Origin of the sequence: Streptomyces sp. A5-4, assembly GCF_051131715.1 — a bacterium.
Lineage (GTDB): Bacteria > Actinomycetota > Actinomycetes > Streptomycetales > Streptomycetaceae > Streptomyces.
Map to the genome: position 1 here is coordinate 396200 of NZ_CP178591.1, position 11641 is coordinate 407840.

An 11641-nucleotide genomic window follows, 5' to 3' on the forward strand; every position below is an offset into this window, starting at 1 on the left:
AACGGCGTGACGCCCGCACCCTGGAGGCGTACGGGCGTCACGCTTGGTTCAGCCTCAGGCGGGGACGATGTTCTCCGCCTGGGGGCCCTTCTGGCCCTGGGTGACGTCGAAGGTGACCTTCTGGCCCTCCTGGAGCTCGCGGAAGCCCTGGGTGGCGATGTTCGAGTAGTGGGCGAAGACGTCGGGGCCTCCACCGTCCTGCTCAATGAAGCCAAAACCCTTCTCCGAGTTGAACCACTTCACAGTGCCGCTGGCCATATCTGTCTCCTTCAAAGGCTCAAGTCACCTCCCGCACCATGCGGGAGGCGGAGGTGATCGCCCTGGTCCGGAGATGTGCTGAACAGCAAAATCGCCCGCGAACGCGCTCACGGGCGACGGTACTTCGGAACCACGACAGCTGATCACGAAGTTACACGTCCGGACGCCAAGCAGCCACAGGAACGCTCAAGGTGAACGCAGATGTCCGTGGTCTAAATGCGAACAGACCACATCATTCACCCGCACGAATTTGTAGAACAATCGTTTGATCGCCCAGGGGGCACTCCTCAGGCCCTTCACGCCACGTTCACTGGCCCCGGTACGCGCGGGCCGCGACAACCAGGTCCTGCCAGGCCATTCCGGTGGATTTGAACAGCCGTGGGCGTCCGGCGGCGGGCAGTTGCCCGCCGCGAACGATCTCGGCCAGCGGTACGAGAGCGGACGCGTCGAGGTCACCGTCGGCCACCGGGACGATCACGTCTCCCGCCTCCCGCAGCGCGGTGGCGGTATCCTCCACGACAACGGTGGCGCGGGTGGCCGTGGCCGTGTCGGTCTCCCGGGCGGCGGGGCTGTGCGAGCCCATGGCCACCACGGTGGCGTGCTCGGCGAGATGCTCGCCGTCGAAGAGCGGGGCGGCGGACGAGGTGCAGCACACGACGATGTCGGCGGAGCGCACCGCGTCCGGGGCGGCAGCGGAGGCCGGCAGCCCGATGGACCGGCACTGCTCCACGAAGGCGTCCACGCGCTGCGGCCGGGTTCCGGCGACGTCGACACGGCTCAGGGGCCGGACCCGCTGTACGGCCTCGGCGTGGGCCAGCGCCTGGGGCCCGGTGCCGTAGAGCAGAAGCCGGCTCGCGTCGGGCGTGGCGAGGCAGTCGACCGCCAGGGCCGAGACCGCCGAGGTGCGCCGCAGCGTCAGGACGGCGCCGTCGAGCACGGCGAGCGGGATCAGCGTCGCGGCGTCAAGCAGCAGATACGCGCCGGTGACGCGGTCCAGGCCGAGCTGCGCGTTGCCCGGCGCCACGCCCGCGATCTTCACACCCGCGTAGTCGCCGTGCTCGGCCGGCATCAGGAGGAGCTGCCCGGCGGAAACCGGTACGTGGGTCCGGGCCGGGCCGGCCGACGGGTCGAGGCCGCCGAGGAGGGCCGCGCGGACGGCGTCGATCGCGGCGTCCACCGGAAGCAGCGCCTCCAAGGTCGGCCCGTCGATCATTCGAAGGTCTTTCTCGGACACGGTCATGAGATCAATTCAACCGGAGACGGCCAATGCCGCCCGCCGCGGGCGGCGGCCATGGTCAGGCCGCCGGGGCATCCTCACGGCCCCGGCCAGATCTGGCGCACTCCAACGGCAACTGGGAGCTGTCGATGATGGAGGCGGCCATCGGCATCTCGGTCTTCCTGGAGGACAAGGCCTCCTACGACAAGACCGTCACCATGTTTCGCGGACGTGTACCCGCGTTCATCTATCTGAGCAGCGACGGCAGCCGGCCAAAGGCCGCGCCCGGCAGTGGTCTCGACACCCGCGCCAAGATCGTCAAGTACTGGCAGAACCAGTCCACCTTCGTCGACGGCCTCACCCAGGAGACCTGCCGCGACTTCACCCACACCGGTTACGGACTGTCCGCGATCTCCCACATCGCCGAGACCAGCCGCATCCAGGGCCAGGACCTCTACCCCGAGGTCGGTGAGCGCCTGCGACACGCCCTGGGCTTCCAGGCCAAGTACGAGCTGGGCGAGGCGCCGCCGAGCCAGCTGGGCGAGGCGCCGCCGAGCCGGCTGTGCGGCGGCACGCTCCACCGCGGGCTCGGCCCGGTCACCGAGGTCGGCTACAACGCGCTGCACAACCGCCTCGGCCACACCATGACCAACACCCAGACCCTCACCGAGAGCCGGCGCCCGGCCGGGAGCAACAACCTCTTCGTGGCCTGAGAGACGCTGACCCACGCGAACAACTTGGGCTGAGCCCGGGCTGCCGTAAGCCGAAAAGGTCCTGCGGACCGTCACCGGGACGGTCCGCAGGACCCTTCGCGTTACTGCCTACTGCCTACTGCCCGCAACGGTCAGCCGAGGGTCGAGATGGCCTCGTTGAAGGTCTTCGACGGGCGCATCACGGCCGCGGCCTTGGCCGGGTCGGGACGGAAGTAACCACCGATGTCGGTCGGCGAGCCCTGAACCGCGATGAGTTCGGCGACGATCGCCTGCTCCTGCTCGGACAGCGAGCCGGCGAGAGCCGCGAAGGCCTCCGCCAGCGGCGCGTCCTCGGTCTGCTTGGCCAGCTCCTGCGCCCAGTACAGCGCGAGGTAGAAGTGGCTGCCGCGATTGTCGATGCCGCCGAGCTTGCGGCTCGGCGACTTGTCCTCGTTGAGGAAGGTGCCGGTCGCCCGGTCCAGCGTGTCGGCGAGGATCTGGGCGCGCGCGTTGTCCGTGGTCTGCGCGAGGTGCTCGAAGCTGACGGCCAGCGCGAGGAACTCACCCAGGCTGTCCCAGCGCAGGTAGTTCTCCTTGACGAGCTGCTGGACGTGCTTCGGCGCGGAACCGCCGGCGCCCGTCTCGAACAGGCCGCCGCCGTTGATCAGCGGGACGACGGAGAGCATCTTGGCGCTCGTACCGAGCTCCAGGATCGGGAACAGGTCCGTCAGGTAGTCACGCAGCACGTTGCCGGTGACCGAGATGGTGTCCTCGCCGCGGCGGATGCGCTCCAGCGAGAACGCCGTCGCCGCCTCCGGCGTCATGATCTCGATCTGCAGCCCGTCGGTGTCGTGCTCGGGCAGGTACGCCTTGACCTTGGCGATCAGGTTGGCGTCGTGCGCCCGGTCCTCGTCGAGCCAGAACACCGTGGGGTTGCCGGTGGCGCGGGCACGGTTGACGGCGAGCTTGACCCAGTCGCGGATCGGCACGTCCTTGGTCTGGCACATGCGGAACACGTCGCCGGTGGCCACGCGCTGCTCAAGTACGACGTCACCCGCGTTGTTCACGACACGGACCGTGCCGACGGCGGGGATCTCGAAGGTCTTGTCGTGGCTGCCGTACTCCTCGGCCGCCTGAGCCATCAGGCCGACGTTGGGCACCGAGCCCATGGTCGCCGGGTCGTAGGCACCGTTCGCGCGGCAGTCGTCGATGACGACCTGGTAGACACCGGCGTAGCTGCTGTCGGGGATGACAGCCAGCGTGTCGGCCTCGCCGCCGTCCGGGCCCCACATGTGGCCCGAGGTGCGGATCATGGCCGGCATCGAGGCGTCGACGATGACGTCGCTGGGGACGTGCAGGTTGGTGATGCCGCGGTCGGAGTCGACCATCGCGAGGGCGGGGCCCTCGGCGAGCTCGGCCTCGAAGGACGCCTTGATCTCGGCGCCGACGTCCGGCACCGAATCCAGGCCCTTGAGGATGCCGCCGAGCCCGTCATTGGGCGACAGACCCGTGGCGGCGAGCGCCTCGCCGTACTGGGCGAACGTCTTCGGGAAGAAGGCGCGCACCACGTGGCCGAAGATGATCGGGTCGGAGACCTTCATCATCGTGGCCTTGAGGTGCACGGAGAACAGCACACCCTCGGCCTTGGCGCGGGCGACCTGGGCGGTGAAGAACGCGCGCAGAGCCGCGACGTGCATGACGGACGCGTCCACGACCTCACCGGCGAGCACGGGAACCGACTCGCGCAGGACCGTGGTGGCGCCGTCGTCGCCGACCAGCTCGATGCGCAGCGAGTCGTCGGCGGCGATGACCGCGGACTTCTCGGTGGAGCGGAAGTCGTCGGCCGCCATGGAGACGACGTTCGTCTTCGAGTCGGCCGTCCACGCGCCCATGCGGTGCGGGTGCGCCTTGGCGTAGTTCTTGACCGACGCGGGGGCGCGCCGGTCGGAGTTGCCCTCGCGCAGGACCGGGTTGACGGCGCTGCCCTTGGTCTTGTCGTAGCGCGCGCGGACGTCGCGGTCCTCGTCGGACTTCGGGTCGTCCGGGTAGTCCGGCAGCGCGTAGCCCTGCTGCTGAAGCTCGGCGACCGCCGCCTTGAGCTGCGGGATCGAGGCCGAGATGTTCGGCAGCTTAATGATGTTGACCCCGGGGGTCTTGGCGAGCGCGCCGAGCTCGGCGAGAGCGTCCTCGACGCGCTGCCCCTCCGCCAGACGCTCCGGGAAGCTCGCGATGATCCGCCCGGCCAGGGAGATGTCACGCGTCTCCACGCTGACGCCCGCCGTCGAGGCGTACGCCTGGATCACTGGCAGGAACGAATACGTTGCCAGGGCCGGGGCCTCGTCGGTGTGCGTATAGATGATGGTTGAGTCAGTCACCGGTACTCCGCTTCACGTCGACACGTCTCGACATCAAGATATCTCCTGAGCCCGCGTTCCCGACACCGACCCCCCACGTCGGGCCGTCGGAGCGGACCGCGGGGTCAGGTCGCCGGACCGTCCGGTCGGCATGGGGCCGCCGCCGGCTCGGCCGCGCTCGGGCCTGAACGGGGTCGACCCGCTCCGTGCGGGCCGTACGACGGCTTCCCGCCCTTCGCCGGGGTGGACAGCCCGCAGGTCGCGGCGGGTCTGTCGGCCACCGGGGCGCGGCGGGCGGCAGCGCGACCCGGTCGGCGCCGTTGAGGCCGAAGGCATATGCCTCAAGCACCACCGTATCGAGTGTTGCCAAATGCCTTACGGGCCATACCCGCCTGTGCCACAGTCGTAATCGGTCCATCCATCCAGACAGGGCCGCGCCGCGCCTGTATCGGAGTGCCAGATGCCGTCCCCCACGTTCGCGGATCATCCTGCGCAACAGCCCCCCGAGGGGGGCATGGTCGACGCTCTGATCACGCGGACCCGCCGCCTGCGGGGTGACGTGGACGCCGTACGGCAGGACACCTCCGTGGACGAGGAGGACCCGCGCGGTCGCTGGCAGCTCGCCCTGTGCGACCTGGCCGTCCATCAACTCGACGATCTGGGCGCCCACTTGGGGCAGCTGAAGACGGGCCTGCCGACCGAGGCGCGGGAGGAGTTCCCCGGACACGCCCCCGCCCGCCCGGCGGGCGGGTCGCTGCTCAGCAGGGTCGGCAGCGCGGAGTGGAATCTGCTGACCGACGAGGTGAACTGGTCCGGCGAGCTGTACGAGATCTTCGGCCGTGCGCCCGAATCCGGGCCGCTCTCGCTCGACGAGCTGCCCTCCGTGGTCTTCGCCGAGGACCACGCGTTCCTGGCCACGATGATGACCGACTGCCTGGTGGACGGGAAGGCGATCGACGGGGAGTTCCGCATCGTCCGCCCCGACCAGTCCGTCCACACCCTGCACATGATGGGCGAGCCGGTACTCGACACCGACGGCTGCACCGCCTCCATGTGGGCGGTTCTGCGCGACGTCAGCGAACTGCGCCGAAGCCAGCACGCGGAGCGCGAGACCCGCGACTCGCTGCAGCGCCAGCGGCACATCGCGCAGACCGAGCGCCGGGTCGCGGTCGAGCTGCAGGAGGCTGTGCTGCCGCCGGGGCGCGGCTCCCTGCGCCCCCCGCGCCCCGGAGCCGGCGCTCTCGATCTCGCCGCCCACTACCTGCCGTCCGCGACGAGCGCCCTGATCGGCGGGGACTGGTACGACGCGCTGGAACTGCCCGACGGGCACATGTTATTGACCGTCGGCGATTTGACCGGTCATGGAGTGTCGGCCACGTCCACCATGGCCATGCTGCTGGGCGCGCTGCGCGGAATGGCGGTGGCCGGCATCCGGCCCGGGGCGCTCCTCGGGCATCTCAATCAGCTGCTCGAAGCCTCCACCCAGCCCGCTCTGGGCAGCGCGATCTGCTGCCGCTACGACCCGGCCACCAGGCTCCTGACCTGGGCCCAGGCAGGACACCCCGCCCCGATGCTGTTCCGCGACGGGACGGGGCGCGCTCTGACACCACCCGAGGGTGTGCTGCTCGGGGCGACATCCGGGGCCGCCTACGAGCAGGCCGAGGTACAGCTACGGGCCGACGACCTGCTGATGCTCCACACCGACGGAATCTCACACCGTGGCCCGGCCGGTGATGCGGGCACCGGCCGGCTCCTGGAACTCGCGCCGCGCTTCGCCGTGGCCCGCGGCGCACAGGAGTGCGTGCGTCTGGCCGTGGAGGAGTTCGGCGAGGCGGAGCGCGAGAACGACGCCTGCGTGCTGGTCGCCAGGGTCGGCGCGTAACCTGCCGCCCCGACCATTCATCGCTTTCCAGATCCGAATGCCCGCCAGATCTGACGCTCAGATCTCACTGCTCCTGTTCGTTTTCTTCGGCATCACCAGCTGGATCTCGGTCCGCAGGTCGTCGATCCTGGGGTAGTCCGCGTACTGGCCGGTGAGCCGGTACATGTGGCGCAGCCGGTCCCAGGTGCGGTGCGAGGAGGTCTCCCCCATCGACACCAGCGCCAGGCGTGCGTACCGGTCGGCCTGTTCCGGGTCGTCCGAGATGAACAGGGCGGAGGCCATCGAGATGTAGTCGAAGATCTTCGACCGCTGTCGGCCGTTGACCCTGAGATCGAGGGCTTCCTTGGCGTGCCGCTGCGCCGCGGCGGCGGCGGCGGGCTCGTGCTCGGCGAGCGTCCGATAGGCCAGGGCCTGCATTCCGTGCATGTCCGCCTCGTCGAACATCTGCATCCAACTCGGCGGCGGAACGTCCCCCTTGTCCGACACGAAGAGATCCTCCGCCTCCCCCAGCGTGCGCCGCATGGCCTGACCGCGCCCCAGGGCGGCCTGTGCCCAGGCCTCGATGGTGTGCAGCATGGCGCGGGTGCGGGGCAGCATCTGGTCGCCCGAGCCCGACTTGGCGAGCTTCATCAGATCCAGGGCGTCGTCGGGTTTTCCGAGGTGCACCATCTGGCGGGCGGCCCGGGAGAGTGCCTCCCCTGCGCGGGGGCGGTCGCCGCCCTCACGGGCCGCGTGGGCGGCGATGACGAAGTACTTCTGGGCGGTGGGTTCCAGACCGACGTCGTGCGACATCCAGCCGGCCAGGACCGCCAGGTTGGCAGCGACGCCCCACAGGCGGCGCTGGAGATGAACGGGGTGATGGTAGGCGAGCATGCCGCCCACCTCGTTGAGTTGCCCGACCACCGCCTTGCGCTGGAGGCCGCCGCCACGGGCGGCGTCCCAGGCGCGGAACACTTCGACCGAGCGCTCCAGTGCGTCGATCTCCTGCGACCCGATGGGGGCGGCCTCGTAGCGGTCGAACCCAGCGGGGTCGGCGTGCAGGGGATCGTCTATACGTGGAGCGTCGGCCGACAGGACGGGGTCGCTGTGCAGCCAGTCGTGCATGGCGCTGCTGAGTGCGGAGCCTGCGGCGAGCGCGGCGCCCGCGCCCACCAAGCCGCGTCGGTTGAGCATGAGGTCCATTCCCGTGAATTCGGTGAGGACCGCTGCCGTCCGTTCGGGCGCCCACGGCAGGCCGTCGGGATTGTCTGAGTTCTTGACGTCCCGCCGACTACCCGCGCGCCCGTGCCGGCCGAACCCGAGGTCCTCAATGGTCACGACACGACCGAGTCGCTCGGTGAACAGAGCCGCCAGCACCTTGGGCACTGGATCCCGTGGGGTCTCCCCCATGTCGATCCAGCGTCGGACCCGCGAGGTGTCGGTGGCCAGTTGCGGATGACCCATGGCCGCCGCCTGCCGGTTCACCAGTCTCGCGAGTTCGCCCTTGGACCAGCCGGCCAGACCGAACAGATCTGACAGGCGGGTGTTGGATTCTCCGGTCACGTCAAGCCCCCAGGTTCTCGGCTGATTCGACAGTAACCCCGTGTCAGATGCGTCGGGGATATTCGCCAGGGTTCGCCAGGGTTCGCCAGATGGTGTGCCACCCGCAGCCGGGTGTCAGTTAGGAACGCGCCACCCCGGCCCGGCAACCGGACGGCATTCCCCAGGGTGTTGGTCGGTTGCCGGACCGGGCGGCGCACGTAATTCGTCGGCGCGCGAAGGGATCTGTACCGCCCATGTACACAGCATCGTCCTCCGTGTCCGCCCCGCCTCGGCCGTACCGTCCCATGGCGACGGGCAGCGGACCGTATCTCGACCCCAACCACGCCGCAGCGGGGGCGCTCGGCGCCGGTCGGGCCCGGCGCGCTCCAGGGCTGGGTTCCCAACCGCTCAGCGGGAGACTCGACTTGTCCGGCCCCCAGGGCGCGCAGCTGCGCATGGCGATCGCCTCGGTCCACCGAATCTGTCCGGAGTTCCATCCGGTACAGGTGCTGCGCCGCAGCGGCCGCTCCGTACTGCTCGTCGGCACCACAGGCCGCACCAGCGCGGTCGCCAAGTGTCTACTCGACCACTCCCCCGTGTGGGTCGAGCGGTTCCGTCACGAAATAGCGGCATACCGCGCCTTCGTCCGGCACCGTCCGCCCGTGCGGGTCCCCCGGCTCATCGCCGCGGACCCCGACAACTGCACCCTCGTCATCGAGCGGATGCCCGGCCGGGTCGCCTCACTCACCCGGCATCCTGCCGAGGCTCCGCCGCGCGCCGATGTGCGTGCCGCTCTCGGTGCGATCGCCCGTGTCAACGCGTGGCGGCCGCCGGCCGGGATGTTCGACGCGCCGCTCGACTACGCTCCGCGGCTCGCCCGCTATCACGCGCTGGGTCTGTTCACCGACCGGGATCTGGGCGATCTGCAGAAGCTGCTGCACGGCATCGGCCGGCAGGGCATGGGGCAGTTCTGTCACGGTGACGCGCTGCTCTCCAACATCCTGCTGTCGCCGGCCGGGCCCGTGCTGGTCGACTGGGAGCACGCGGGCTGGTATCTGCCCGGGTACGACCTGGCGACGCTGTGGGCGGTGCTGGGCGACGCACCGGTGGCGCGGCGACAGATCAGCCAGCTGGCGCAGGCCTCGGGGCCCGCGGCGCGGGACGCGTTCCTGGTCAACCTGATGCTCGTGCTGACACGGGAGATCCGCACATACGAAACGGCTGTGCAGCGCACCATGCACGAGACGGCTGCCGGGCCGGTGAACGGCGCGGCGGGGCAGCCGCCGGCCGGGGCGCTGCCGACCGGTGAGGAGCAGCGGCTGCTGTTGCGGCGACTGCACGACGACTGCGCGCTGGCACGGCGGGCCGTGCGCGCGGCGGTCGGCACGCGCTGACCGCGTGACTGGGGGGAGTGCACTGGCCCACCCGGGTCTGGTCACCCGGGTGGGCCAGTGCACGTCTGCGTTCCGCGCGACGCGCGGGCACCGGCCGACCGTATCCACCTGAAGGCGTTTCGCCGTGCGGCCATTGGTCCACTCCACTGACGCGCCGCAGGCCCGGACGTCATCGGTGCGAAACTCCGCGGAACCCGCGCTGACGTGCGAACTCCTGATGGCTGAGCCTCATTGACGGATCGTCGGCGAGCCGATACCCCTGTAGTCCAGTCCGGCCCCGCAGGCCCCGTCGCGCACCACCCGTTCCTGGAGGCTGCATTGCTAGGATCCGCCCCCGCCCCCTCGCCCGTACGACCAGGAGTCACCCGCAGACGCGCCGGGCGGACGGGGGGCTTCGTGGCGGCCGCCGCCCTGCTGTTGCCCCTGGTCTCGGCCACTCCGTCCGTCACCGCCGAGCAGCCCGCGTCCGGCTCGCTGCAGCGGGATTTCGCCGCGGCGGCCGCGCGCCACCAAGTGCCGCAGAGTGTCCTGCTCGGCGTCGCGTACCTGCAGTCCCGCTGGGACACGCACGGCGGCGCGCCGAGTGTCACCGGCGGCTACGGTCCGATGCACCTCACCGACGCGAGGACGGCGCTCGCCGAGGCGCCGCACCACAGCCACGGCACGGAGGACGCGCGCGGCGACACCGCGCGGGCGGCCAGGAAGGCCGCGGAGGCCGAGCTGCCCGAGGCGTCCGAACTGCCCGCCAGGCTGCGGACACTGGACCGGGCAGCCGCTCTGACCGGACTCCCCGCCGACCGGCTGCGGCAGAGCGCGGCGGCGAACATCGAGGGTGGCGCCGCGCTGCTGGCCGCCGCGCAGAAGGAGCTGGGTCGACCGGCGGGCGGCGACGCCGCCGACTGGTACGGAGCGGTCGCGCGTTTCTCCGGGGCCGACGACACCGCCACCGCGACGACGTACGCCAATGACGTCTACGACGTGATGCGGACCGGTCAGCGGCGCGTCACCGACGACGGCCAGCAGGTCGCCCTGCCCGCCGCCCCCGGGCTCGCGCCCGGCGGCACCGACCTCGGGCGGCTGGGGCTGCGCACCGCCGACGCCGGGCGCACCGAGTGCCCGCGCACCGTGGCGTGCGAGTGGATCCCCGCGCCGTACAAGGAGTTCGGGGACGGCGACTACGGCAACCACGACAAGGCCGACCGTCCCAAGAGCCAGGGGATCGACTACATCGTCGTCCACGACACCGAGGCCACTTGGGACACCACGCTCAAGCTCGTCCAGAAGCCGGATTACGTGTCCTGGCAGTACTCGCTGCGCTCGTCGGACGGACACATCGCCCAGCATGTGCCCCTCAAGGACGTGGCCTGGCACGCGGGCAACTGGTACATCAACTCCAAGTCGGTGGGCCTGGAGCACGAGGGCTTCCTGGTGGCTCCGGACGCCTGGTACACCGAGGCGATGTACCGCACATCGGCGCGGCTGGTGAAGTACCTGGCGAAGCGCTACGACATCCCGCTGGACCGCCGGCACGTCCTGGGCCACGACAACGTCCCGGGGACCTCGGCCACGACCATCGCCGGGATGCACACCGATCCGGGCCCGTACTGGGACTGGGCGCACTACTTCCAGCTGCTCGGGAAGCCGTTCACTCCGGCGGCGGGTCCCGGCGGCGTGGTGACCATCAGGCCCGACTTCCGGAAGCACCGGCCGACGTACACGGGCTGTGTGAAGGCCGGTGAGGCGTGCGTCGCGCACGGCTCGGGCGCCGTCCGGCTGCACACCGCGCCTACCGCGGACTCCCCGCTGGTGAAGGACATCGGGCTGCGGCCCGGTGGCCAGGACTCGACCACCGGCGTCAACGACACCGGGGCCCGTGCCTCGACCGGGCAGCAGTACGCGGTCGCCGGGCGGCAGGGCGACTGGACCGCGATCTGGTACTTGGGGCAGAAGGCCTGGTTCCACAATCCGCGCAAGCAGCCGACCGCGGTGAACGCCAAGGGGCTGCTGCTGACGCCCAGGAACGGCGCCGCGGACGTACCGGTGTACGGCCGCGCGTACCCGGAGGCCGCGGCGTACCCCGCGTCCGTCCCGGTGCAGCCGGTCACGCCATTGCCGTACAAGCTGCTCGCGGGGCAGAAGTACGTGGCGGGTGAACGGTCCCGTGGGGAGTACTACTTCGCGCCGACTTTCGAAACCGCCGGACATCGGGTGGTGCGGGGCGAGGAGACCTACTACGAGATCCAGTTCGGGCACCGCGTCGCCTATGTCAAGGCGTCGGACGTGCGCGTGGTGAAGTAGCGGAGACCTCCGCGTCCTCAAGGGGG

Annotated in this window: 7 protein-coding genes and 1 pseudogene; 4 read left to right on the top strand and 4 right to left on the bottom strand. The window is 70.5% G+C overall.

Going from position 1 to position 11641, the window contains the following annotated elements; genetic code table 11:
- Positions 1–54: 54 nt before the first annotated feature.
- On the bottom strand, positions 55–258 hold the full coding sequence (locus ACLLJJ_RS01960) for a cold-shock protein (RefSeq protein WP_107014974.1): 204 nt from the start codon (positions 256–258) through the stop codon (positions 55–57).
- 307 nt (positions 259–565) lie between these two features.
- Positions 566–1498: an ornithine cyclodeaminase family protein gene (locus ACLLJJ_RS01965; protein WP_434587503.1), complete on the bottom strand. Its 933-nt coding sequence runs from the start codon at positions 1496–1498 to the stop codon at positions 566–568.
- Between the two features lie 95 nt (positions 1499–1593).
- Between ACLLJJ_RS01965 and ACLLJJ_RS01970 the strand changes: the two are divergent.
- Positions 1594–2187, top strand: a pseudogene (locus ACLLJJ_RS01970) (alginate lyase family protein); the annotation flags it as partial.
- Between the two features lie 131 nt (positions 2188–2318).
- On the opposite strand, the gene ACLLJJ_RS01975 reads toward ACLLJJ_RS01970, so the two are convergent.
- Positions 2319–4541: an NADP-dependent isocitrate dehydrogenase gene (locus ACLLJJ_RS01975; protein WP_434587504.1), complete on the bottom strand. Its 2223-nt coding sequence runs from the start codon at positions 4539–4541 to the stop codon at positions 2319–2321.
- A 439-nt stretch (positions 4542–4980) separates the two neighbouring features.
- Here ACLLJJ_RS01975 and ACLLJJ_RS01980 point away from each other — a divergent pair, with 439 nt between their 5' ends.
- Positions 4981–6402 carry a PP2C family protein-serine/threonine phosphatase gene (locus tag ACLLJJ_RS01980; RefSeq protein ID WP_434587505.1) on the top strand — a complete coding sequence of 474 codons (1422 nt, stop codon included), beginning with the start codon at positions 4981–4983 and terminating at the stop codon, positions 6400–6402.
- 57 nt (positions 6403–6459) lie between these two features.
- Here ACLLJJ_RS01980 and ACLLJJ_RS01985 read toward each other — a convergent pair whose 3' ends face one another.
- The gene (locus ACLLJJ_RS01985; protein ID WP_434587506.1) at positions 6460–7944 is read right to left on the bottom strand and encodes a DNA-binding protein NsdB; all 1485 of its coding nucleotides are present in this window, start codon (positions 7942–7944) and stop codon (positions 6460–6462) included.
- Between the two features lie 233 nt (positions 7945–8177).
- On the opposite strand from ACLLJJ_RS01985, the gene ACLLJJ_RS01990 reads away from it, so the two are divergent.
- Positions 8178–9317: an aminoglycoside phosphotransferase family protein gene (locus ACLLJJ_RS01990; protein WP_434587507.1), complete on the top strand. Its 1140-nt coding sequence runs from the start codon at positions 8178–8180 to the stop codon at positions 9315–9317.
- 318 nt (positions 9318–9635) lie between these two features.
- The gene (locus ACLLJJ_RS01995; protein WP_434587508.1) at positions 9636–11615 is read left to right on the top strand and encodes an N-acetylmuramoyl-L-alanine amidase; all 1980 of its coding nucleotides are present in this window, start codon (positions 9636–9638) and stop codon (positions 11613–11615) included.
- Positions 11616–11641 lie beyond the last annotated feature (26 nt).